The 22,226-nt window shown below is 74.5% G+C and carries 21 protein-coding genes; 17 read left to right on the forward strand and 4 right to left on the reverse strand.

All coding sequences use genetic code 11. The features are described from left to right. The 9 genes from crtI (at nucleotide 1) to ACFU9A_RS03750 (ending at nucleotide 8,883) form a co-directional block, all read left to right on the forward strand. Nucleotides 1-1,614: a phytoene desaturase family protein gene (crtI, locus tag ACFU9A_RS03710; RefSeq protein ID WP_430575333.1), complete on the forward strand. Its 1,614-nt coding sequence runs from the start codon at nucleotides 1-3 to the stop codon at nucleotides 1,612-1,614. Next, on the forward strand, nucleotides 1,611-2,015 hold the full coding sequence (locus ACFU9A_RS03715) for a lycopene cyclase domain-containing protein (RefSeq protein ID WP_430573915.1): 405 nt from the start codon (nucleotides 1,611-1,613) through the stop codon (nucleotides 2,013-2,015). The genes crtI and ACFU9A_RS03715 overlap by 4 nt, the downstream gene beginning before the upstream one ends. Beyond that, entirely contained in the window at nucleotides 2,012-2,350 is a 339-nt protein-coding gene (locus tag ACFU9A_RS03720) for a lycopene cyclase domain-containing protein (protein ID WP_430573916.1), read from the forward strand. The genes ACFU9A_RS03715 and ACFU9A_RS03720 overlap by 4 nt, the downstream gene beginning before the upstream one ends. Then, complete coding sequence (locus ACFU9A_RS03725) at nucleotides 2,347-3,273, forward strand: prenyltransferase (RefSeq protein ID WP_430573917.1); 927 nt, start codon at nucleotides 2,347-2,349, stop codon at nucleotides 3,271-3,273. The genes ACFU9A_RS03720 and ACFU9A_RS03725 overlap by 4 nt, the downstream gene beginning before the upstream one ends. 66 nt (nucleotides 3,274-3,339) lie before the next feature. Continuing rightward, nucleotides 3,340-3,729, forward strand: a complete 390-nt coding sequence (locus ACFU9A_RS03730) for a hypothetical protein (protein ID WP_430573918.1) — start codon at nucleotides 3,340-3,342, stop codon at nucleotides 3,727-3,729. A 320-nt stretch (nucleotides 3,730-4,049) separates the two neighbouring features. Next, nucleotides 4,050-4,790, forward strand: a complete 741-nt coding sequence (locus ACFU9A_RS03735; RefSeq protein WP_430573919.1) for a TetR family transcriptional regulator — start codon at nucleotides 4,050-4,052, stop codon at nucleotides 4,788-4,790. After that, the gene (locus ACFU9A_RS03740; protein ID WP_430573920.1) at nucleotides 4,787-5,794 is read left to right on the forward strand and encodes an ATP-binding cassette domain-containing protein; all 1,008 of its coding nucleotides are present in this window, start codon (nucleotides 4,787-4,789) and stop codon (nucleotides 5,792-5,794) included. Before ACFU9A_RS03735 ends, ACFU9A_RS03740 begins: the two co-directional genes overlap by 4 nt. Continuing rightward, entirely contained in the window at nucleotides 5,791-7,440 is a 1,650-nt protein-coding gene (locus tag ACFU9A_RS03745; RefSeq protein WP_430573921.1) for an ABC transporter permease, read from the forward strand. Before ACFU9A_RS03740 ends, ACFU9A_RS03745 begins: the two co-directional genes overlap by 4 nt. 42 nt (nucleotides 7,441-7,482) lie before the next feature. Then, nucleotides 7,483-8,883: an amino acid permease gene (locus ACFU9A_RS03750; RefSeq protein WP_430573922.1), complete on the forward strand. Its 1,401-nt coding sequence runs from the start codon at nucleotides 7,483-7,485 to the stop codon at nucleotides 8,881-8,883. Here ACFU9A_RS03750 and ACFU9A_RS03755 read toward each other — a convergent pair. Beyond that, a complete protein-coding gene (locus ACFU9A_RS03755; protein ID WP_430573923.1) occupies nucleotides 8,855-10,183 on the reverse strand; it encodes an NAD(P)/FAD-dependent oxidoreductase in 1,329 nt (442 codons plus the stop codon). The genes ACFU9A_RS03750 and ACFU9A_RS03755 overlap by 29 nt on opposite strands. Before the next feature lie 82 nt (nucleotides 10,184-10,265). On the opposite strand from ACFU9A_RS03755, the gene ACFU9A_RS03760 reads away from it, so the two are divergent. Then, nucleotides 10,266-10,928, forward strand: a complete 663-nt coding sequence (locus ACFU9A_RS03760; protein WP_430573924.1) for an MOSC domain-containing protein — start codon at nucleotides 10,266-10,268, stop codon at nucleotides 10,926-10,928. On the opposite strand, the gene ACFU9A_RS03765 is transcribed toward ACFU9A_RS03760, so the two are convergent. Beyond that, nucleotides 10,882-12,069: a hypothetical protein gene (locus ACFU9A_RS03765; protein ID WP_430573925.1), complete on the reverse strand. Its 1,188-nt coding sequence runs from the start codon at nucleotides 12,067-12,069 to the stop codon at nucleotides 10,882-10,884. The two genes, ACFU9A_RS03760 and ACFU9A_RS03765, sit on opposite strands and share 47 nt — an antisense overlap. 180 nt (nucleotides 12,070-12,249) lie before the next feature. On the opposite strand from ACFU9A_RS03765, the gene ACFU9A_RS03770 reads away from it, so the two are divergent. Continuing rightward, nucleotides 12,250-14,175, forward strand: a complete 1,926-nt coding sequence (locus ACFU9A_RS03770; RefSeq protein ID WP_430573926.1) for a DUF222 domain-containing protein — start codon at nucleotides 12,250-12,252, stop codon at nucleotides 14,173-14,175. Between the two features lie 112 nt (nucleotides 14,176-14,287). Then, nucleotides 14,288-15,556, forward strand: a complete 1,269-nt coding sequence (locus ACFU9A_RS03775) for a metallophosphoesterase family protein (RefSeq protein WP_430573927.1) — start codon at nucleotides 14,288-14,290, stop codon at nucleotides 15,554-15,556. A gap of 18 nt (nucleotides 15,557-15,574) precedes the next feature. On the opposite strand, the gene ACFU9A_RS03780 is transcribed toward ACFU9A_RS03775, so the two are convergent. Together ACFU9A_RS03780 and ACFU9A_RS03785 are read right to left on the reverse strand one after the other, a co-directional pair. Beyond that, nucleotides 15,575-16,108, reverse strand: coding sequence for a PH domain-containing protein (locus ACFU9A_RS03780; protein ID WP_430573928.1), 534 nt, complete (start codon nucleotides 16,106-16,108; stop codon nucleotides 15,575-15,577). A gap of 51 nt (nucleotides 16,109-16,159) precedes the next feature. After that, the gene (locus tag ACFU9A_RS03785; protein WP_430573929.1) at nucleotides 16,160-16,798 is read right to left on the reverse strand and encodes a histidine phosphatase family protein; all 639 of its coding nucleotides are present in this window, start codon (nucleotides 16,796-16,798) and stop codon (nucleotides 16,160-16,162) included. Nucleotides 16,799-16,978: 180 nt separating this feature from the next. Here ACFU9A_RS03785 and ACFU9A_RS03790 point away from each other — a divergent pair, with 180 nt between their 5' ends. From ACFU9A_RS03790 to ACFU9A_RS03810, 5 genes are all read left to right on the forward strand, one after another. After that, complete coding sequence (locus ACFU9A_RS03790) at nucleotides 16,979-17,764, forward strand: hypothetical protein (RefSeq protein WP_430573930.1); 786 nt, start codon at nucleotides 16,979-16,981, stop codon at nucleotides 17,762-17,764. Next, a complete protein-coding gene (locus tag ACFU9A_RS03795; RefSeq protein ID WP_430573931.1) occupies nucleotides 17,761-19,281 on the forward strand; it encodes a hypothetical protein in 1,521 nt (506 codons plus the stop codon). The genes ACFU9A_RS03790 and ACFU9A_RS03795 overlap by 4 nt, the downstream gene beginning before the upstream one ends. Nucleotides 19,282-19,398: 117 nt before the next feature. Further along, the gene (locus tag ACFU9A_RS03800) at nucleotides 19,399-19,872 is read left to right on the forward strand and encodes an NfeD family protein (RefSeq protein ID WP_430573932.1); all 474 of its coding nucleotides are present in this window, start codon (nucleotides 19,399-19,401) and stop codon (nucleotides 19,870-19,872) included. A 56-nt stretch (nucleotides 19,873-19,928) separates the two neighbouring features. Beyond that, a complete protein-coding gene (locus tag ACFU9A_RS03805) occupies nucleotides 19,929-21,398 on the forward strand; it encodes a flotillin family protein (RefSeq protein ID WP_430573933.1) in 1,470 nt (489 codons plus the stop codon). 67 nt (nucleotides 21,399-21,465) lie between these two features. Continuing rightward, a complete protein-coding gene (locus ACFU9A_RS03810; protein ID WP_430573934.1) occupies nucleotides 21,466-22,125 on the forward strand; it encodes a DsbA family protein in 660 nt (219 codons plus the stop codon). Nucleotides 22,126-22,226 lie beyond the last annotated feature (101 nt).

Here is a 22,226-nt window from a genome sequence, read left to right on the forward strand (position 1 = left end):
GTGGTGGTGGGTGCCGGGATCGCCGGGCTGGCGACGGCGGGGCTGCTCGCCCGCGACGGCCACGAGGTGGAGGTCCTGGAGCGGCACGCCGTCGTGGGCGGCCGGGCCGGCTCGTGGGAGCGGGACGGCTTCCGGTTCGACACGGGCCCGTCGTGGTACCTCATGCCTGAGGTGTTCGACCACTGGTTCCGGCTCATGGGGACCACCGCGGACGACGAGCTCGAGCTGGTGGGGCTCGACCCGGCCTACCGGGTGTTCTTCGAGGGGCACGACCGGCCTCTCGACGTCTCGCCCGACCGGGCGGCCAACGTGGCGTCGTTCGAGGCGATCGAGCCCGGGGCGGGCGCGCGTCTGGAGCGCTACCTCGACTCCGCGCACGACACCTACGACATGGCCCTGCGGCACTTCCTGTACACGACGTTCGCGTCGTGGCGGCCGTTCGCCCACCGGGACGTCGCGGCGCGGTGGCACCGGCTGGTGCCCCTGCTCGGCGCGTCGCTCGCGCGCCGGGTCGCGGCGAGCTTCCAGGACGTGCGCCTGCGGCAGGTGCTGGGCTACCCCGCGGTCTTCCTCGGTTCCACGCCCGACCGGGCGCCGAGCATGTACCACCTGATGAGTGCCCTCGATCTCGACGGCGGCGTGCGCTACCCACTGGGGGGGTTCGCACGTGTGGTCGACGCGGTCGCGTCGCTCGCGGTCGGCGCAGGGGTCACCCTGCGCACCCGCGCCCGGGCGACCACGATCACCACCACGGCCGTCGGGGCCGCGCCGGGGGTGGTGCGGACCGGACTCCCCGTCCCCGGTCCGCGCCGCCCTCGGGCGTCGGTCACGGGCGTGCGGTGGGAGGACTCCGCCGGCAGGGCGCACCACGCCCCGGCGGACGTCGTGGTCACCGCCGCCGACCTGCACCACGTCGAGTCCGACCTGCTCCCGCCCGACCTGCGCGAGCGGTCGCCGGGGTGGTGGGCCCGGCGCGACCCCGGCCCGGGCGGCGTCCTGGTGATGCTGGGCGTGCGCGGCCGGGTGCCGCAGCTGCCGCACCACGCGCTGTTCTTCGCCGCGGACTGGGAGGAGAACTTCGGCGCGATCGCCGCCGGGCGCGTGCCCGACCCGGCGTCCCTGTACGTGTGCACGCCCTCGCGCACCGACCCGTCGGTCGCCCCGCCCGGGCACGAGAACCTGTTCCTGCTCGTCCCCGTGCCCGCGGACCCGGGCCTCGGCCGCGGCGGCGAGGACGGCATGGGCGACGCCGCGGTCGAGGCGGTCGCGGACGCCGCCATCGACCGGGTGGCGGCCTGGGCGGGCGTGCCGGACCTGCGCGACCGGATCGTCGTGCGGCGCACCGTCGGCCCGGGCGACTTCGCCGCCGACCTCTCGTCGTGGTCGGGCGGCATGCTCGGGCCGGCGCACACGCTCCGCCAGAGCGCGATGTTCCGGGCGGGCAACCGGTCGCGGCGGGTCGCGGGCCTGCTCCACGCCGGCGGCTCGACCATCCCGGGCGTCGGCCTGCCCATGTGCCTCATCAGCGCCGAGCTCGCCGTGAAGCGGGTCCGCGGGGACACGAGCGCCGACCCGCTCCCCGTGACCGGGCCGGCCCTCCACCCCTGGGAGTGATCGCCCTGCCCTGGACCTCGTTCCTCTACCTCGGGCTGCTGCTCGGCGCCCTGGCCTCGACCGTCGCCGTGGACCGCCGCGCGCGCCTCGTCCTGTTCTCCGCCACCCCGGGCCGCGGCGCGGCGGTGCTGGCCGCCGGCACTCTCGTGTTCCTCGCGTGGGACCTCGTCGCCATCGACCGGGGCTTCTACGCGCGCGGCGGGCCCGTCACGACCGGCGTCGAGCTCGCCCCGCACCTGCCGCTGGAGGAGCTGTTCTTCATCCTGTTCCTCTGCCACCTCACGCTCGTGCTCCACGGGCTCCTGCGGCGCGGCCTCGCGCGGCGCGCCGCCTCCCGGTCGGGGCCCGCCGGGCGGGACACCGCCGCGGTCGTCCCCGCGCGGACGGGGGAGGGGCGATGACGTACGCCGGGCTCGGGGTCGCCGCCGTCGTGGGGGCGCTCGTCGTCGCGCTGGTGGCCACCGCGGTGCGGGGCCTCGGCGCGAGGTGGTGGGCGGCGACGGCGCTCGCCGCCGCCGGGCTCGTGGGGCTCACGGTCGTGTTCGACAGCCTCATGATCGCGGCCGACCTGTTCCGGTACGGCGAGACGGCGCTGCTGGGCGTGCGGCTGTGGCTCACGCCGGTCGAGGACCTCGCGTGGCCGGTCGTGGCGGCGCTGCTGCTGCCGGCGCTCTGGGCGCTGGCCGGGGACGGCGAGAGCGTCGGCGAGCCCGTCGAGGAGAGGGGCGACCGGTGACGCGGACGGTGGAGACCGGGGCGACGTCGGGGGCGACGTCGGGGGCGGCCGCGGCGTGGCGCCAGGTGCTGGGCTCGTCGCGCCCCGTGAGCTGGGTCAACACGGCGTACCCGTTCGCCGCCGCGTACCTGATGGCGGGCGGCACGGGGCGCGTCGGGGTGCCGGAGCTCGTGGTCGGCGCCCTCTACTTCCTCGTCCCGTACAACCTGCTGATGTACGGCCTCAACGACGTGTGGGACTACGAGTCCGACCTGCGCAACCCCCGCAAGGGCGGCATCGAGGGCGTCGTGCTGTCGCGCCGCTGGCACCGCCTCACCGTGCGGGCCGCCGTGCTGAGCAACGTCCCGTTCCTCGTCTACCTGGTCCTCGTGGGGGACGTGGCGTCGACCGCCGTGCTCGCGGTGAGCGTGTTCGCCGTCGTCGCGTACTCCGCGCCGGGCCTGCGGTTCAAGGAGCGCCCGGTGCTCGACTCGGCCACGTCCAGCACGCACTTCGTCAGCCCCGCCGTGTTCGGGCTGGCGCTGGCGGGCGCCGCGCCCACCGGGCCGGTGCTCGCCGCCCTGGCCGGGTTCTTCCTGTGGGGCATGGCGTCGCAGGCGTTCGGCGCCGTGCAGGACGTCGAGGCGGACCGGGCGGCCGCCATCGGCTCGGTCGCCACGTGGCTGGGCGCCGCCCGCACCGTGCGCGGGGCAATGGCGCTCTACGCCGCCGCCGGCCTCGTGCTCCTGCTGGGCGGCCCGCCCGTCGCGTGGGCCGCCGTCCTGGTCGTGCCGTACGTCGTGAGCATCGCGCCCTACCGCAGCCTGCCCGACTCCCGCTGCGAGGAGGCCCACGCCGGGTGGCGGCGGTTCCTGTGGCTCAACCTCGTGACGGGGTTCCTCGTCACCCAGCTGCTCATCGCCGTCGCCATAGGCTGGCTCTGACCGCGCCGACGTGTCGGTGGCGCGGAAGGGCCACCGGATCATCACCGCCTACCTGTCAGGAAGCCAGTGCTGACCACGGACGAAGCAGAGCAGATTGCCCAGGACCTCCTCCGCCGGGCCGGGACGCTGCAGGGACCGATTGAGACCACTCCCCACGGAGCGCGGGCGACCGTCGAAGTCACGGCCCAGGCGAGCCCAGTTCGGGTTCAGATCTCCTCCGGGGGCTTGGCGGCCTACGTCGAGTCGGTACGCCATGATGCCCAGGATGTCTTCCCGGACGTGGACGAGGTCGAGGCCACTGTGCGCCTGGCGTCCGAGAATCTCATCGAGGTGATCGACTCGTCGCCGGTCGACGTCGACTCCGCCGGAATCAACGTTCACGGCGAGATATGGCGGCTGCCCGACGTCGCCGCCCCCCGCCACGAGGTCGATGGCGACTACTCCTGGCGCGCATGAACGGCAGGCACCCCTGCTGGGGTGGAGGTGCGCGACCTTCTGCTTCGGCGCACGCCGTTCCCACGGTGCCGTCGTGCCGACGGTCATGAACCGGTGGACGAGCCTCGTCAACGTCGAGCCGGTCATCCGGTTGGGGGCCAGGGTCGGTGCACCGACGACCGCGAGACTGTCGACCACGGCACGCGGGCGCTCGCGGAGGCCCGGTCGGCGTGGCTGCTCCGGACGGCACGACCGCGGACGACGACCTCGTCGTGGTTGCGTGCGTCGGCCCGCACCTCGGGTCTTGCCTCCAACCTGAACACGTGTTTAGTCTGTTGAACATGCGTTCAGTCGATACCGCCGCCGAGGAGGTGGCCGAGCCCCGAGGGGCCGTCGTGCCGCAGTCGGACGGCAGCGCGCGGTCGCGGATCCTCGACGCCGCGGTGCTGCGGTTCGCCCGGTCGGGCCTCGGCGCCTCGGTCCGCACGATCGCCGCCGACGCCGGCGTGAGCCCCGCGCTCGTCATCCACCACTTCGGGTCCAAGGAGAAGCTGCACGCCGCGTGCGACGAGCACGTCCTCGCCTGGATCCGCGCCGTCAAGCGCGACTCGATCGGCCGGGCCGCGTCGGGCCGCCTGCTCGAGGTGCTCGCCGAGTCCGACCAGTACAGCCCCCTCGTGGGCTACGTGCTCCGCTCGCTCCAGGCGGGCGGCACCGTCGGCCGCGAGTTCACCGAGCACATGATCGCGGACGCGCAGGAGTACACGGCCGAGGCCGTGCGTGACGGCGTCGTGCGGCCCAGCCGCGACGAGGCGGGCCGGATCCGCTACCTCGTCTACTCCTCCCTCGGCGCGCTGATGCTGTCCGTCGCGCTCGACCCGCCCGACGACCCCGAGGACCTCGGCGCCACGATGCGCCGCTTCATGGGGGAGCTGTACCTGCCGATGCTCGAGCTCTACACCGAGGGCTTCCTCACCACCCGTCGCATGCTCGACGACTACCTCCTGTACGTGCCGGACCCGCCGCCCGGGGCGAGCGCCCCCACCGACGGAACCCCCACCCACGACGAAGAGGAACCATGACCACCACGGCTGCACCCACCGCGGGCACCGCCACGGGCACGCCCGCGATCGAGATCCACGACCTGCGCAAGACCTTCGGCACCGTCCAGGCCCTGGACGGGCTGAACCTGACCGTCGAGCACGGCCAGGTCGCCGGCTTCCTCGGCCCGAACGGCGCCGGGAAGTCCACCACCATCCGCGTGCTGCTGGGCCTGCTGCGCTCCGACTCGGGCAGCGCGCGGATGCTCGGCGGCGACCCCTGGCGGGACGCCGTCGCGCTGCACCGCCGCCTCGCGTACGTCCCCGGCGACGTCTCGCTGTGGCCCAACCTCACCGGCGGCGAGGCCATCGACTACCTCGCCCGCCTGCGCGGCAAGCCCGACCGGAAGCGCAAGGCCGAGCTGCTCGAGCGGTTCGAGCTCGACCCCACCAAGAAGGCGCGCACCTACTCCAAGGGCAACCGGCAGAAGGTCGCGCTCGTCGCGGCGTTCGTCTCCCAGGTCGACCTGCTGGTGCTCGACGAGCCCACCTCCGGCCTCGACCCCCTCATGGAGGCGGTGTTCACCGAGCAGGTGCGGCAGGCGAAGGCCGCCGGCACGTCCGTGCTCCTGTCGAGCCACATCCTCAGCGAGGTCGAGAAGGTCTGCGACACCGTGACGATCATCCGCGGCGGCCGCGACGTCGAGTCGGGCACGCTCGACGACCTGCGCCACCTCACCCGCTCCAGCGTCACCGCCGTCGTCGACCGCGACCCGTCCGCGATCGCCACCATGGCCGGCGTGCACGACCTCGCCGCCGCGCCGAACGGCGTCGGCACCCGCGTGACCTTCGACGTCGACAACTCCGAGATGGGCACCGTGCTGCCCGCGGTCAGCGCGCTGGGCGTGCACTCCTTCACCGCGCAGCCGCCGTCGCTGGAGGAGCTGTTCATGCGGCACTACGGCGACGAGCTCGCCGCCGACGGCGTCGAGGTCTCCGGCGCCCAGGACAAGGCGGGCGCGCGCAGCAGGGCGGGCGCGCGATGAGCGCCGTCCTGGCTGCCCCGCCCCTCACCGCCCCGGTGCGCGGGGGGACCACCCTCACGGGCACGTGGAGCCTGGTGCGCTTCATCCTGCGGCGCGACCGCGTGCGGCTGCTGGTCTGGTCGCTCGCGATCCCGGCGCTGTACCTCGCCTCGCTCGCCGAGTACACGACGATGGCGGACGACCCCGCCGGGATGCAGGCCCGCGCGGCCCTCGTGCAGACGCCCGCCATGGTGTCGATGACGGGGCCCGGCTACGGCACCGACCACTACACGGTGGGTGCGGCCGTCTCGAACGAGCTCGTGCTGTGGATGGTGCTCGCCCTCGCCGTCATGAGCATCATGCAGGTGGTGCGCCACACCCGCGCCGAGGAGGAGTCCAGCCGCTCGGAGCTGGTCCGCGCGGCCGCCGTGGGCCGTCACGCCGCCGTCGTCGCGGCGCTCGTCGTGGTGCTGTTCGTCAACCTCGTCGTCGCCGCGCTCTCCTCCGCGGTGCTGATCGGCAACGGCCTCGAGGCGGTCGACTCGATCGCGCTCTCCCTCGGCGTCGCCATGAGCGCCATGACCTTCGGCGCGATCGCGCTGGTCGCGGCGCAGGTCACCGAGCACTCCCGCGGCGCGACCGGCCTGTCGATGGCGGCCCTCGGCGCCGCGTTCACGCTGCGGACCATCGGCGACATGCAGCAGCAGCACGGGAGCTGGGTGTCCTGGCTCTCGCCGATCGCGTGGGCCCAGCAGATGCGCGCCTACGTGGACCTGCGCTGGTGGCCGGCCGCCCTCGGCGCCGTCGCCATCGTGCTCCTGCTGGTGCTGGCCTCCACGCTCGCCTCGCGCCGCGACTTCGGCGCCGGTCTCGTGCCGGACCGCGGCGGCCGGGCCGACGCCCGGGCGTCCCTGCGGTCCCCGTCGGCGCTCGTCTGGCTGCAGCAGCGCATGGCCCTGCTGTGGACGGCGCTCGGCCTCGCCTTCATGTGGTTCGCGACCGGCACGATCGTCAACCAGGTCCCGTCGATGACGGAGTCGCTCGCCGACAACCCGGTCTACGCCAGCGTGCTGGGCACCGGCGAGGTCACGAAGGCCTTCGTCGGGATCATCCTCCTGTACGCCGCGCTCGGTGCGGCCGCCTACGGCATCGTCGCGGCCCTGCGCGCCAAGACGGAGGAGGACGCCGGGCGGGCGGAGTACGCGCTCGCGACGCCGGTCTCCCGCGGCCGGTGGCTCGGGGCGAACCTCGGCGTGACGTCCCTGGGCACCGTCGTCGTGCTGGTCACCGGCGTCGTCGCCCTGGCCGGGGGCGCGGCCGTCGCCGGCACCACCGACGTGACGTTCTGGGAGGTCACCGGAGCCGGGCTGCTCTACCTGCCGGCGCTGGCCGTCTTCGTGGGCTTCGCCGCGGCGCTGTTCGCCTGGGCGCCCCGGGCGTCGTCGCTCGTGTGGCTCCTGCTGGAGTACACGATCGTCGTCGGGCTGTTCGCCGACCTGTTCCACCTGCCCGACTGGGCCCGCCGGATCTCCCCGTTCTGGTGGGTGCCGAACTCCATGACCGGCGACGTCGACTGGGCGCACGTCGGCGGGCTGTGCGCCGTGGCCGCCGTGCTGCTGGTGCTCGCGTTCGTCGGCTTCCGGCGGCGGGACGTCGCCACGAAGTGACGCGTCGGGGGTCGCGGCCGGCTCGGGTTACCGTGGTCGGTCGTGACCACCCCCACGGACGACGCCGCGCCGACCGCCGACAGGCCGTCGGGCGCCCTGGCCCACGGCCTGCGCACCCGCCACCTGACGATGATGGGCCTCGGCTCCGCGATCGGGGCGGGCCTGTTCCTGGGCTCCGGCGTCGGCGTCGCGACGGCGGGGCCGGCCGTCCTCGTCAGCTACGCCATCGCGGGCGCGCTCGTCGTGCTGGTGATGCGGATGCTCGCGGAGATGGCGTCCGCGCTGCCGGCGTCCGGGTCGTTCTCCGTCTACGCGGAGGCGGCGCTCGGCAGGTGGGCCGGCTTCCTGCTGGGCTGGCTGTACTGGTTCACGCTGATCATGGTGCTGGGCGTCGAGGTGACCGGCGTGGCCGGGATCGTCAGCGGCTGGTGGCCCGACGTGCCGCAGTGGGTCGTGGCGGCCGTGGTGGTCCTCGTGCTGGGCGGCATCAACCTCGTGGGCGTGCGGCAGTTCGGCGAGTCGGAGTTCTGGTTCGCGGCGATCAAGGTGGCCGCGATCCTCGCGTTCCTCGTGGTGGGCGTGCTCATCGTGGTCGGCGTCGTCCCCGTGACGGGCAGCGTGCTGGGCCACTGGGCCGAGCACGGCGGCTTCGCCCCCGCCGGCTGGGCGGGCGTCGCGGCGGGCCTGCTCACCGTCGTCTTCGCGTTCGGCGGCATCGAGATCGTCGCGATCGCCGCCGCCGAGGCCCGCGACCCGCGGACCGCCGTCGCCCGCGCCACCCGCACCATCGTGTGGCGCATCCTGCTGTTCTACGTGGGCTCGGTCGCGATCATCGTCGCGCTCATCCCGTGGGACGACGCCGCGGCCCTCGCGTCCCCGTTCGTGTCCGTGCTGCAGCTCGCGGGGTTCGAGAACGGCGCGCGGCTCATGGAGGTCGTCGTGGTGCTCGCGCTGCTCAGCGCGTTCAACGCGAACGTCTACGGCACGTCGCGCATGCTCTTCTCCCTCGGCCAGCGCCGCGACGCGCCCGCCGCCACGACCAGCGTGTCCCGCCGCGACGTGCCGTGGGTGGCCGTGCTGGTCTCCGTGTTCTTCGGCGTCGTCGCGGTGCTGCTCAACTGGCTGCTGCCCGCGCAGCTCCTCACGATCCTGCTCAACGCCGTCGGCTCCGCGCTGTTCGTCGTGTGGCTGCTCATCACCGTCTCGCAGCTGCGCCTGCGGCCCCGGCTCGAGGCCGATGCCGCGCGCACCGGCGAGCCGCTGCGGCTGCGGATGTGGGCCTTCCCGTACCTCACCTGGGTCACCCTGGCGGGGCTCGTCGCCCTGGCGGGGCTCATGCTGTCCGACCCGGCCGCGCGCGCCCAGCTCGCCGCGACCGCCGGGCTGGTCGTCGTGATCCTCGCGGTCTACGCCGTCACGCGTCGGGCGCGCTCGGCGCCGTAGTCCCCGGGGGTGCGGCGTCCGGCTTCGACGGCCGGATCGTGGGCACGTCGCCGACGATCGGGATCGGTCGGCGGTGGAACGGGAAGCCGTACCGGGTCACCAGGCCGGCGAGCGTCGTGACGCGGTTGCGGGGCCCGACGAGCGACATGATGTGCACGAACAGCCACACGAGCCAGGCGAGCCCGGCCGTGAGCCGCAGCTTCCTCGACGTCACGGGCAGCGTGATCTCGGCGATCGCGGCCCGGCGCCCGATGACCGCCATCGTGCCCTTGTCGTGGTACCGGAGCGGCTCGGTGGCCTGGCCCTCGAGGATCGCGAGGATGTTGCGCGCCACCTGCTGGCCGCCCTGGATGGCCGGCTGGGCGAGCTGCGGCAGCCAATCGGGGGTCTCGGCGATGTCGCCGACCGCGAAGACGCCGGGCCGCCCCTCGACCTGCAGGTCCGCGCCGACGGCGATGCGGCCGCCGCGCCGGCGGGGCAGGTCCCAGTCGTCCACCTCGGCGTGCGGGCCCACGCCCGCGGACCACACCGTGAGGTCGGCGTGGAGGCTGGTCCCGTCGGTGAGGACCACGGCCCCGGGCCGCACCTCCGCGACGCCCGCACCCAGGTGCAGCTTCACGCCGCGGTGGCCCAGCTCCTTGGCGGCGTACTCGCGCAGCGTCGGGTGGAACGACTTGAGCAGGTCGGTGCCGCGCTGCACCACGGTGATCTCGAACGCGTCGCCGTGGATCTCGGGGTAGGCCGGCGCGAGCCCGGCGGTGCGCAGCTCGGCGAGCGCGCCCGCCACCTCGACGCCGGTGGCGCCGCCGCCCACCACGACGACGCGCAGGCCCTCGTCGGTCCCGGGGGTGAACGCCGACCGCTCCAGCCGGATGAAGAGCTGGTCGCGGATCCGTAGCGCCTGCGAGCGGGAGTACATGCCGAGCGCGTTCTCCTTGGCGCCGGGCGTGTCGAAGAAGTTCACCGTGACGCCGTTGGCGAGCACGAGGAAGTCGAACGAGATCTCCTCGTCGTTGGCGAGGCGGATGGTGCGGGCGTCGTGGTCCACGCCCACCAGGTGCTCGTGCAGCACGCGCAGGTTCTTCTGCTTCAGGCGCAGCCCGCGCAGCCAGTAGGTGACGTCGCCCGCGTTCAGCCCGCCGGTGGCGACCTGGTAGAGCAGCGGCTGGAACGTGTTGTACACGCGGCGCTCGACCAGGGTGACGCGGACGGGCGCCTTCGCGAGGGCCTTCACCACCGCGAGGCCACCGAACCCTCCGCCGACGACGACGACATGGGGGAGGTCGGTGCGTTCGCTCACGGGACCACGGTAGGTGACCGGCGACCCCAGGGCCCGCCGCCCGCGGTGTGAGGTGCGCCGTCCGGCCTGAGACGATGGGCGCGTGCCCGAGCTCCTCGCCGTCTGCCGCGTCCACGCCCTCCTGCCCGACGCCGGGACGGTGGGCGTCACCGCCATCGACAAGCGTCCCGTCGAGGGCCGGGTCAAGGCCCGTCCGTACGGCCTGTACGCGGACGTCCAGGCGGACCGTGCCAACCACGGCGGCCTCGACCAGGCGGTCTACGCGTACTCCCAGGAGGACGCCGAGGCGTGGGGCGCCGAGCTCGGCCGCGAGGTCACGCCCGGCCTGTTCGGCGAGAACCTGCGCACCCGCGGCCTCGAGGTGAGCCGCGCCGTCATCGGCGAGCAGTGGCGCGTGGGCTCGGCCCTCCTCGAGGTGACGCAGGCCCGCACGCCCTGCCAGACGTTCGCCCGCCGCCTCGGCTCGCCGCCGCGCTGGGTGCGCCGGTTCACGCAGGCGAACCGGACCGGCACGTACCTCCGCGTCGTCGAGAACGGCGACCTGGGCGCCGGGGACGAGGTGGAGGTCGTGCGCCGGCCCGCGCACGGCGTCACCGTGGCCGACTGGTTCGGGGCGTACAACCGGCTGGACGGCGCGGCCGCGCTCGCCGACGTCGCGAAGGCCCTGCTGGTGGCCCACGACGACGGCGAGCTGCGGCTCAGCGACGAGATGCGGGAGCGGGCCGAGCAGGCTCTGCGGGGCTGACGACCGCCGCGGCGTCCGGCTCCAGGACGCCGTACCGGTGACCGGCGTACCCCCAGACCGCGAGGGCGAGCGTGGGCCCCCAGAACCACGCGGGGAAGTACAGGGCGGCGGTGGCGCCCATGAGGAGGAGCATCGGGACGGCGGCGCCGCAGAGCATGACGGCGACGATCCCGCCGGGCACGATGGCGGCCGCGGGCGGCACCGGCCGGCCGGCGCGGCGGCCGAACCAGCGGGGCAGCCGCTCGCCCCACGGCAGGATCAGGCCGAGCGTGAGCACGACGCCGAGCCAGGCGCCGGACGAGAGCGACAGGCCCTGGATCTTCACCGCCAGCGTCAGCTCCTCGGCGTTGCCGAGCTGCGGCCACGGGGTCAGCCAGCTGGCACGGGCGAGCGCGTAGGGCAGCGGCCCGAGCGCCGCGAGGATCGTGAACAGCCGCCGGTGCCGGGTCACCCAGGCGGTGGCGGTCCGCAGCGACCCGCGCTGCCAGGCGCGCACGGCGACGAGCCCGCCCCACGCGGCCGCCGTCGCGAGGGGCAGCAGCACCGACGGCATGGCCCACGGCTCGCGCGCGAGCCCCGACGAGACGGCGCCCGCCCAGGTGGCGAACGCGTCGCGGCCGACCACGACGCCGACGACGGCGAGGACGGCGGCGGCGGCGAGCGGGAGCCGCCACGCGGGGCGGTTGCGGAACACCTGCACGCCCGCCCACACGGCGAGGACCGGGACGGCGAACGAGACGAGGTACCCGGCCGCGGGGAGCGTGCCGGAGCCCTGGGCGAGGAGGCCGAAGACCACGGCCTCGACGACGCCGACCGGTGCGACCAGACGCCCGGCGACGCGGGCGGTGGGGCCGGCGAGCGCGGCCGCGGCGACCACGGCGCCGAGCAGCGCCGCCGCGAGCAGCAGCAGGACCAACGAGGTCGCGGGGACGAGCTCCGCGCCGAGCATGCGCCCGTCCGGGAGCAGCGGGTCGATCTCGGGCCGGGCGGCGAACCAGCCGAGCATGACCGCCGTGGCGGCGGACGCCACGAGCGCGGCGGCCGCGAGCCTGCGGTCCGGCGGCGGAGCCTCGGCGTGCCCCGGGTCGGGGCGGGGGAGGTCGTGCCGGGGAAGTTCCCTGGGGGCGGTCGGGCTGGTCATCGTGCTGCCTCCGGTCGTGGGGTGCGTGTGCTCCCACGCTCCCGCCGGCCCGGTGCCCGGAACCTCCCCCGGACGGGGGAACGGGGTCCCCCGCGCACGGGAACGGCGTCCGCGGGTCGCTCCCGGCCAGGACGGCGGTTCCTCTTGTGGAGGGATGTCGGGACGGCTACTCTCGAACACATGTTCGAAGACGATGGCGCGAGCGTCGCGCCGCCCGCGGCCGGTCGCCGTCGTCCTCGGGCACCCGGCTCCGGCGCGACCCGTGCCCCGGTCGCGCCGGAGCCGCACTCGTCGCGCGCACCGCTCGTCACGGCGGTGCGCGCGACGGTTCTCGAACGAGAGCTCGCCGGGCTGGTCGCCGGCCGCGTCGCGACCGATGGTCGCGCCGAGGTCGTCGGGGCCGGTTCCGTCGACGCCGGGTCGCTCCGGCTGCGATGGGCACTCTCCGGCGCGGCGCTCGACGTCGACCGCGACGAGGTCGACCGCGACGAGCCGGGCACGGACCTCGCGGGGCGAGACGGTCGCGGCCCCGGTGGGCCCCGGCACGGAGGACCCCGGGACGCGGTGCCCGCCGCCGTCCGGTCGGGCGACCGACCGGACGGGCGGGGCGATGTCGGGCGCGGCCCGGAGCGGCCGGCGGCGGACGACGAGGCCGTCCCGGGCGCCCGCCCGCTGCTGGCGGCGCTGGACGACCTCGCCCCCGGGCCGGAGCTGGCAGCCCTGCTGGCATCCGTCGACGCGGCGGACCTCGACGACTTCACGATCCTCGAGGTGCTGGCCGCCTGGGAGCGGGTGGCGTCGTGGGCTCAGGCGGGCTCGGCGCGGGTCCTGGCGGAGATGCTGGAGCGCACGCGGGGGTCGTCGCGGCACGAGTTCGTCGCGGACGCCGTCGCGGCACGCCTGGGGACCACCCGCCACGGCGCCGCACAGCTCGTCGCGGTGGCCCACGGGACGTCCCGGCTTCCGGAGGTGGCGGACGCGCTCGCCGCCGGGGTCGTCGACCGCCGCAAGGCGGAGGCGCTGGTCGACGCCGGCCGGCTCCCGGACGGCCGCCGGCGCGAGGCCGTCGCGGCCGTGCTGCCCGACGTGGAGCGCCTGACCGTGCCCCAGATCCGGGCGCGGATGCGCCGGGCGGAGATCGCGACGGACCCGTCCGGCGCCGACGAGCGTCGCCGGGCGGCGCGGGCCGAGCGGTTCGTGCGGCTCGAGCCCGTGGACGACGCGATGGCCTACCTCACCGCGTACCTGCCCGCGGACGACGCGGCGCGGGCGTTCGCCGAGGTCGACGACGTGGCCCTGGCGATGCGCCGCGCGCCCGGCGAGACCCGGCGCCTCGCCGAGTGTCGCGCCGACGCGCTCGTCGGCCTCGTCACGGGCGTGGTCGGGGCGGGACGGGGCGGCGCCGACGAGGACGCGGGCGCCGGCTCGCGTGCTGGCGCGGCACCCGGTGCTGTGTCACGGGCGCGCGGGCGGGGCACGGTCCGCGTGTCGGTCGCGGCGTCGACGCTGCTCGGCTCGGACGACCTGCCGGCGATCCTCGCCGGCCACGGACCGATCCCGGCGTCGATGGCGCGCGCGCTCGCCGCGGACCCGGACGCCGTCTGGCAGCGGCTGTTCACCGACGCGGGGAGCGGCGTCCTCACGGACGTGTCCTCGCGGTCGTACCGGCCGAGCGAGGCGCTGCGGGCGGCGGTCGCGGCGCGGGACGTCACGTGCACCTTCCCCGGCTGCCAGGTGCCCGCCGCGTCGTCGGACCTGGACCACGTCGACCCCTACGACCCGGCGGTCGGCGGCCCGCAGACCCACGGCGCCAACCTGCACGCGCTGTGCCGCACCCATCACCGCGCCAAGACGGTCGGCGGGTGGGACGTGTCGCGGGACCCGGCCTCCGGCGCCACGACCTGGACCGCCCCGACAGGCCACCGGTTCGAGCGCGACCCGGTGCCGCAGGACCCGCGCCACGACCCCGATCACTGGTCCGATGGCCACCAGGGTCAGCATCCGGACCGGCGTCGCCGACCGCGCGGCCGGAAGGACGTCCGGACGAACGGCCGGGCGGACGGCCAGACGAACGGGCTCGGCCGGGACGGGCCGCCGCCGTACTGAGCGCCCTCGCCGGCGCGGCCCGGCGGGCTCGGCCCGCGTGTTCGGGATCTGTCCACGGGAGGTTCATCGCCCGGCCCGCCCGGCGTCGCCCCGGGCTCCTACGTTCCGGGGCATGAGCGAAGACGCGAACGAGAACCCGACCCACGGCACCGCCGAGGCTGCCGGCGCGCCGGCCGCGGCACCCACCGGCGAGACCACCCCGGCGACGGGGCGCGAGGAGGAGCGGTCCGGCCTGGGCCGCCGTACGTTCATGACCATGACGGGACTGGGTGCGGCGGGCTCGGTGGTGGCGGGATCCGTCGCGGGGGCGACGCCCGCAGCGGCCGACGGCGGGGCGCCGAAGCTGCGGTTCCGCAAGGACGGCACGTACACGATCGTGCAGTTCAACGACACCCAGGACGACGAGAAGATCGACCGCCGCACGCTGGAGCTGATGCGCGCGGTGCTCGACGACGAGCGGCCCGACCTCGTCGTCCTCAACGGCGACAACATCACGGGCGGCTGCGACACCCCGCTCGAGATGCGCCAGGCGATGAACAACGTGGTCCAGCCGATGGAGGAGCGCCAGGTCCCCTGGGCGGTCACGTTCGGAAACCACGACGAGGACTCGACGCCCACCAGCGGGGTGGACGAGGCGCAGATGCTCGCGTTCTACCGCTCGTACCGCTACAACGTGAACGGCCCGACGGCGAAGGGCGTGACCGGGCAGGGCAACTCGCACCTGCTGATCGACGGCACGAACGGGAAGCCGGCGTTCAACGTGTGGCTGCTCGACTCGGGCCGGTACGCGCCGAGCACGATCGCGGGCCAGAACCTCACCGGCTACCCGACGTGGGACTGGGTGCGGATGGACCAGGTGGACTGGTACTTCCGCACCTCGGTCGAGCTGGAGAAGCGACACCGCCGCGCGATCCCGTCGCTGATGTTCATCCACATCCCCCTGTGGGAGTACCGGTTCATGTGGTTCGGCTCGGTGGACGGCCGCACGGCCGCGGACCACGAGCGCGGCGCCGCCCGCCACCAGATCGTGGGCGAGCGCAACGAGGAGGAGTGCCCCGGCCCGTTCAACTCGGGGCTGTTCTCCGCGATCCGGCACCGCGGCGACGTGCGGGGCGTGTTCTGCGGGCACGACCACGTGAACACGTACTCGGGCAACTACTACGGCGTGCTGCTCGGCTACTCCGGCAACACGGGCTTCGGCACGTACGGTCTGAGCGGCGCGGAGCGCAACCGCCTGCGCGGCGCGCGCGTGTACCGCCTGGACGAGTCGGTCGACGGCGTGCTCGTGGACACGACGATGCGGTTCGCGTCGGAGTTCGGGATCGACCTCACGGCCGACGACCAGTGGATGGAGCCGCTGCCGCTGCCCCGCGGCAAGTGACGCAGGCGCCGCCGAGGGTCAGCGGCGCCGGCCGCGCGTCGGCTCGGACGGGGGCCACTCGCCGTCGTCCGAGCCGTCGTCGGCGGAGTGCAGCAGCTCCTGGAGCTGCACCTGCACGCGGTCGACGCGCGGCACGTCGCGCAGCACCATCCCGGCCTTCTCGGTGGCGTCGGAGACCTGCAGGGTGCCGCAGCCGAGCATCCGGTCCAGGAGGTCCTTCTCGAGCGCGATGTCGTTGATCCGGTAGAGCGGGATGTCGCGGCCCACGCGGGTGACGATGCCGGAGCGCATCGCGATCCGCTTGGTCGTGACGGTCCACGACGTGGTGCGCCACCTCAGCCACGGCACCAGCACCCACACGACGGCGACGACGGCCAGCAGGCCGAGCACGACCCACCGGGCGACGTCGGGCATCGCGACGGTGAACGAGAACGCGGCGCCCACCAGCAGCACCAGCAGGAGCAGGAACGGCCAGACGACGGCCTTCGCGTGCTCGTGCAGCTCCATGACGACGTGCTCGCCGTCGATGAGGTCGTCCTCGTTCAGCGCCATGGCGCACATGCTGCCAGAACGCACCCCGCCCTCGGGCGGGCCGGGCGCCGTTCAGACGTGCGGCGGCAGGTTCCAGCCTTCGATGGTCCGCAGGTCGTGCCCGTAGCCGAGCTGGCAGATCGCGGCGGTGCCGAGCTCCAGGCGGGACCCGAACCGCGGGTCGATGCCGAGCCACGCCGTCGCCAGCACGCGCAGCAGGTGGCCGTGCGCCACGGCCAGCACGTTGCCGCCGTCCTGCAGGGTGGCGTCCGCGCGCTCGACGAAGCGCCGGGCGCGCGCGGCGACGTCCTCCAGCAGCTCCCCGGGGCGCCCGTCGCCGTGCTCCGGGTCGGGGGGCAGCACGCGCACGCCGTCGTCGAAGATCTGGAAGTCGTGCCCGAGGAGGGCGGTGACGTCGGCGCTCGACCGCCCGTCGACGGGCCCGTAGTCCCACTCGGCGAGGTCGGGGTCGACGACGGCGTCCGGGTGGCCGGCGATCGCGGCGGTGCGGCGGGCGCGCTCGAGCGGCGACGCGAACACGGCGGCGAACGGGACGCCCGCCAGCGCGCGACCGGCGGTGCGGGCCTGCTCCTCGCCGGCCGGCGTGAGGGGGATGTCGGTGCGGCCGGTGTGCTGGCCGCTGACGCTCCACTCCGTCTCGCCGTGGCGCAGCAGCACCAGCTGGGGGTCCTTGCTCGGCACGAGAGGCATGTCCCGAGCATCGCGCAGCCGCCGTCGGGCGGCACGCCGGGGCGCGACCACCACGTCCATGCAGGTCACAGTCGGATCACAGTTCGTCCGCAGCATGTCGCGCCGGGGTCGGCGCTGCCACAGTGAGCGCGCGCCCGCCGCCGGTGCGGGCATCACGGAGGTCCCATGAGACTCGGCGGCGTGGCTCGACGCGCGACCGCGGCCCTGCTCGGCGTAGGGCTGATCCTCACGACGGCGACGGTGTCCGCCGCCCCGGGCAGCACCACGACGGGCTCGACCGCGACCCGGACGCGCGACGTGTCGGTCACAGCACGCGGGACCGTGCCGGCCCAGGTGCTGTTGCAGCCCTCCGGCACGGCCGTGCGGGTCGACGTGACCTTCTCGACGACGGGGAGGGCGCTGACCGTCGAGGACGGCGCGTCGGTCAGCGTCGGGTCCCGGACGGACCTGATGGGCTGGGCGGGGGAAGATCTCGAGCACGTTCGCGGCACGACGTACCGGGCGACGGTGCACCTGCCGGGGACCGCCGAGGCGCGGGGATCCCTGGCGGTCTACCTCAGCGCGACCGCGCGGGCCACGTTCGGCCCGGGCGTCGAGGCCTACGACGAGGTCGTCTTCGACGGGGCCAGGATCGCGGAGCTCCAGGTGCGGCGGCCGTCGAAGGTCACGTTGGGCGCGTACCACGTCGTGGACGGGGGGACCGTGCTCTACGGCGACGCGGGCGAGCGTGTCGGGACGTTCTCCGGCGGCTCGGCGCTGCGGACGGCACCGGGCGCCAAGGTCCGGCTGTCCTTCGACCCCGCGGGCGACGCGCGCAAGCGGTACGTGACCACCGTGACGGTCGGGGCGCGCGACACGTTCTGGGCGGAGCTGCCGCAGAAGAGGACGGGGACCTGGACGGCGGAGCTCCTGGCGACATCCGGGCACTCGGCGTCGACGGCGACGAAGAAGGTGACGATCCGATGAGCAGGAGCGCTGGGGTGCGCGGGGCCGGACGGCGGCAGGGCCGGGCCTTGCTCGGCGCGGGCCTGACGGCCCTCCTCGTCCTCTCTGGCGCGGCCGCGGGCTCCGCGACGACGGGGCGCGTCGTCGTCACCGACGGCGTCGTCGAGGTGCAGGCCGAGGTGCGGGTGGGCGACGTGGCGGCCGCCAACCAGACGGACGCCGTCGTCGACCTCACGTTCACGTCGGACGCGGGGAGCGTCGCCGCGTCCCCCGGCATCGTCCGCGTGCGCGGGCCGCAGGGTGAGGCGCAGACGCTGCGGACCGGCACCGTCGACGGGTCGCGGCAACGGGTGCGCCCGTGGTTCACCAGCGGCGACCCCGCCGGGACGTACACGGTGGACGTGCTCGACCTGGAGCTGGACGTCACCGCGGCCGACGGCACGGTGCGGCACCTCGTGATGCAGCAGGACGCCGCGGCCACGTTCGTCGTGCGGCCGGAGTCGCAGCTCACGGTCGACGTGGCCCCCCAGGTCGTGCCGAAGGGGCAGAAGGTCTACGTCCACGGGGACCTGGCCGTCGCCGGGCCGGAGCGGATGGGCTCCTGGGCCCGGTACGTGCCGGCGGCGGGGGCGACGGTGAAGCTCTACCTCGACCCGTCGGGCTCGGCGCCGCGCGTCTACCGCGGGTCCGCCACGGTGGACGAGGACGGCCACTTCGGCCGGGAGCTCACCGCCGACGTCTCGGGCACGTGGAGCGCCGAGTACGCGGGCACGACGTCGAGGGCCCCGGCCCGGGAGGCGGCGCCCATGACCGTGCGGACCCCGGCCTCGCCCGTGAGGTCCGCGATCGCGACCACGACCGTGAAGGGAGAGACCCTGCGCGCCCGGGTGATCGTGCCGCGCTCGGTCACCGTCGGTCTCACGCCGAAGACGCTCGTCGCGGACATCGCCTTCCTGTTCCCGCACCAGTCGGGGAACGCGACGTACCTCGCGGTCTGCCATCGCACGCCCAGCACGTGCGCCGGCAACGACGTGTTCGGCGACGCGCAGATCTGGGACGACAACACGGCCCGCGAGCTCCTCTACATCGACGCCTCCTACCCGGCCGGCACGTACCGGGTGGGGCTCTACTCCGGCGGCTTCCGCACCTACCAGGAGAACGAGTCCGCGAGGGTGACGTTCAAGGAGTCCAGGACCGTGACGACGTTCCAGGTCAAGCACGCCACCCGGACGGGGGCGAAGGCGTCGAGGTCGCGCGTCGCGAAGGGGGCCGGCGTGGTCCTCTCGGGACGGTTCAGCGAGGCGCGGGCGAAGTACGGCGTGGCGGGCTACTACGGCGCGAAGGGCGCGAAGCTCGGGGTCTACTTCGACCCCGCGGGCCCGGCGGGCCCCGACTACCGGAAGTCCGTGACGACCGGCGCCGGCGGCGTCTACCGCGTCACGGTCCGGCCGACGAAGGCGGGCACCTGGATCGTGAAGTACCCGGGGTCGTCCACCAGGGCGTCCTCGAAGGACTCGGTCCGCGTCACCGTCCGGTAGGCGGTGGACGACCGCGTCCAGGGGGCGTCCAGATTCGCTAGAGTGACGCCGTCGTCACACGACCATCACATCTTCATCACCTGGCAAAACCGCCCGCTCACCGCCTCAGGAGACCGCGTGCTCGTCTTCGTCCTCATCGGCGCCGCAGGGATGCTCCTGCTGCTGGTCTCGCTCCTCGTCGGCGAGCTCGTCGACCTCGGCGACGGCATGCTCTCGGGCACGTCGCTCGGCGTGGGCGCGGTGGTCTTCGGCGCCGTGGGCACGATCGTCACCGCGAACGACCTCGCCCCCTGGGTCGCGTACGCGGCGTCCGCCGTGGTCGGACTCCTGGCAGTCCTCCTCGCGCAGGCGCTGGTGCGGCGGCTGGCGTCCAGCGACGACGGCGTCGTCGTGTCGCTCGTGGGCGCGCACGGCACGGCGACGACCGACGTGACGGCGGCCTCGGGCGAGGTCTCCCTCGACGTCCCGAGCGAGCTCGAGCGCCGCCTGGCGCGCTCCGACGAGCCCATCGCGGCAGGGTCCCGCGTCGTGGTGCTGGAGCACTCCGGTTCCACCGTGCGGGTCGGGGTCCCCGGCCCGCAGGCCCGCTGACCTCTCCCTAGGACCCCGCAGCACCGACCGGAAGGAGACGCGCTCCGGCGCGCACCATGTTCGACTCGTCCGACAGCAGCTTCATCACCACGATCGCGGTGCTCGCCCTCGCGGTGGCGTTCCTCGCGGTGGGCATCTTCGTCGCCCAGCGCATCCGCCGGGTGCCGCCGAACCAGGCCCTCGTCATCGTCGGCCGCGGCGCCGGCAAGAAGGAGTCCGCCGCCCAGAGCCAGCGCGTCGTCATCGGCGGCCGCACGTTCGTCTGGCCGATCCTGCAGCAGGGCTTCGCCATCTCGCTCGAGCAGCGCCAGATCGGCATCACCGTCGAGGGCGTCGACAAGAACCGCATCAAGATCGCCATCAAGGCGTCGATCAACTTCAAGGTGCGCGGCGACGACGAGGGCGTGCGTCGGGCGGCGCAGCGCTTCCTGTCCCAGCAGGAGATGCTCACCGAGATCATCAAGGAGTCCCTCGAGGGCTCGCTGCGCTCCATCGTCGGCGACATGACGATCGAGCAGATCATCTCCGACCGCAAGGGCCTGTCCGACCGCGTCGTCGAGTCGACCAAGACGGACCTGGCGGAGCAGGGCCTGCAGGTCGACCTGCTCAACATCTCCGACATCTCGACGCCGGGGTCGGAGTACCTCGCCAACCTGGGCCGCGCGGAGGGTGCCCGCGCGCTGCAGGTCGCGGAGGTCTCCGAGGCCGAGGCGCGCCGGGTGTCCGAGTTCGCGGTCATCGAGGCGGCCGAGCAGATCGCCGAGCGGCAGAAGGCGCTCGACCTCAAGAAGGCCGCGATCAAGGCCGACACGGACCGCGCCAACGCCAACGCCGACGCCGCGGGTCAGCTCGCGCGCGCCGAGCAGGACCGGCTCGTGGCGCAGCAGGAGCGCGAGGCGCTGGCCGAGCAGGCCCGCGTGACGCAGGAGCGCCTGGACATCGAGATCCGCAAGCCCGCCGAGGCCAAGGCGTACGCCGAGGTCCAGGAGGCCACGGCCCGCCGCGACGCCGCGAACGCGGCCACCGAGGCGGACGCGTTCAAGCGGACCACGATCGCGGAGGCGAACAAGACGGCCGCGATCCAGGACGCCGAGGCGTCGGCCGCCGCCGTGCGCCGCGCCGGCGAGGCCGAGCGTGACCGGCAGATCGCGCTGGCCGCCGGCATCAAGGCCGAGGGCGAGGCCAAGGCGTTCGCGGTCGAGGCCGAGGGCCGCGCCGAGGCCGTCGCGACCGACGCCAAGGCCGAGGCGCTCAAGAAGTACGGCGAGGCCGCCCTCGTGCAGGAGCTCATCGAGCGCCTGCCCGAGATCGTCCGCGCCGCGGCGGAGCCGATCGGCTCCATCGAGGGCATGACCGTGATCTCGACGGACGGCGCGTCCGCGGTGACCAAAACGGTCGCCTCCGTGCTGGGGGAGGGCCAGGGCGTGGTCAAGCAGCTCACCGGCGTGGACATCCACCAGCTCATCGCGGGCATCGCGGGCGGCCAGCTGCCGACCAGGACCGACGAGGCGGCGCCGCTCAACTGACGCCTCTGCGACGCACGACACGCCCCGCCCCGGGAATCCCCTCCCGCGGCGGGGCGTTCGTGCGTACGTGACTACTGCTCTCAAGATCGACGTCTGGTCGGACGTCGCGTGCCCCTGGTGCTACATCGGCAAGCGCCGCTTCGAGTCCGCGCTGCAGCGGATGGCGGAGCGCGACGGCGCCGCTCCCGAGGTGGAGGTCGAGTACCACTCGTTCGAGCTCTCGCCCGACACGCCCGTCGACTTCGACGGCACGGCGACGGAGTTCCTCGCCGACCACAAGGGGATCCCGCTCGAGACCGCCCAGCAGATGCAGGACCAGGTGACCGCCCTCGCGGCGGCCGAGGGCCTCACCTACCGGATGGACCAGGTGCGGCACACCAAGACCCTCAAGGCCCACGAGCTGCTGCACCTCGCGAAGGCGTTCGGCAAGCAGGAGGAGATGAAGGAGCGCCTGCTGCGCGCGTACTTCACCGAGGGCGAGCACGTCGGCCACGTCGAGGACCTCGCGGACCTCGCCGCGGAGGTCGGGCTGGAGCGCGACGCCGTCGTCGTCGCGCTGAACGCCGGCACCTACGCCGAGGCCGTCGCCGACGACATCGCCCGCGCCCGCGCGTTCGGCATCAACGGCGTCCCCTTCTTCGTGCTCGGGGGCCGCTACGGCGTCTCCGGGGCGCAGGACCCGGACACCTTCGTCCAGGTGCTCGACCAGGTCCTCGCCGAGGCCTGACCCGCACGAGCGAGGCGCAACTCACACCGCTCGCCCTGGCCGTGAGACGCCGTATCACCGAGAATCGAGGCCAGTCCCGCACCGTCGCGGGCGCGCCGCGG

Origin of the sequence: Isoptericola sp. NPDC057653, assembly GCF_042799955.1 — a bacterium.
In the GTDB taxonomy this organism is placed as follows: Bacteria; Actinomycetota; Actinomycetes; order Actinomycetales; family Cellulomonadaceae; genus Isoptericola.

What these genes read in the sequence shown, in the direction of transcription:
- ACFU9A_RS03720 (WP_430573916.1), top strand. Translation starts at nt 2,012, where the DNA reads ATGACGTACGCCGGGCTCGGGGTCGCCGCCGTCGTGGGGGCGCTCGTC.
- ACFU9A_RS03735 (WP_430573919.1), top strand. Translation starts at nt 4,050, where the DNA reads ATGCGTTCAGTCGATACCGCCGCCGAGGAGGTGGCCGAGCCCCGAGGG.
- ACFU9A_RS03740 (WP_430573920.1), top strand. Translation starts at nt 4,787, where the DNA reads ATGACCACCACGGCTGCACCCACCGCGGGCACCGCCACGGGCACGCCC.
- ACFU9A_RS03745 (WP_430573921.1), top strand. Translation starts at nt 5,791, where the DNA reads ATGAGCGCCGTCCTGGCTGCCCCGCCCCTCACCGCCCCGGTGCGCGGG.
- ACFU9A_RS03765 (WP_430573925.1), bottom strand. Translation starts at nt 12,069, where the DNA reads ATGACCAGCCCGACCGCCCCCAGGGAACTTCCCCGGCACGACCTCCCC.
- ACFU9A_RS03770 (WP_430573926.1), top strand. Translation starts at nt 12,250, where the DNA reads ATGTTCGAAGACGATGGCGCGAGCGTCGCGCCGCCCGCGGCCGGTCGC.
- ACFU9A_RS03775 (WP_430573927.1), top strand. Translation starts at nt 14,288, where the DNA reads ATGAGCGAAGACGCGAACGAGAACCCGACCCACGGCACCGCCGAGGCT.
- ACFU9A_RS03780 (WP_430573928.1), bottom strand. Translation starts at nt 16,108, where the DNA reads ATGGCGCTGAACGAGGACGACCTCATCGACGGCGAGCACGTCGTCATG.
- ACFU9A_RS03785 (WP_430573929.1), bottom strand. Translation starts at nt 16,798, where the DNA reads ATGCCTCTCGTGCCGAGCAAGGACCCCCAGCTGGTGCTGCTGCGCCAC.
- ACFU9A_RS03795 (WP_430573931.1), top strand. Translation starts at nt 17,761, where the DNA reads ATGAGCAGGAGCGCTGGGGTGCGCGGGGCCGGACGGCGGCAGGGCCGG.
- ACFU9A_RS03805 (WP_430573933.1), top strand. Translation starts at nt 19,929, where the DNA reads ATGTTCGACTCGTCCGACAGCAGCTTCATCACCACGATCGCGGTGCTC.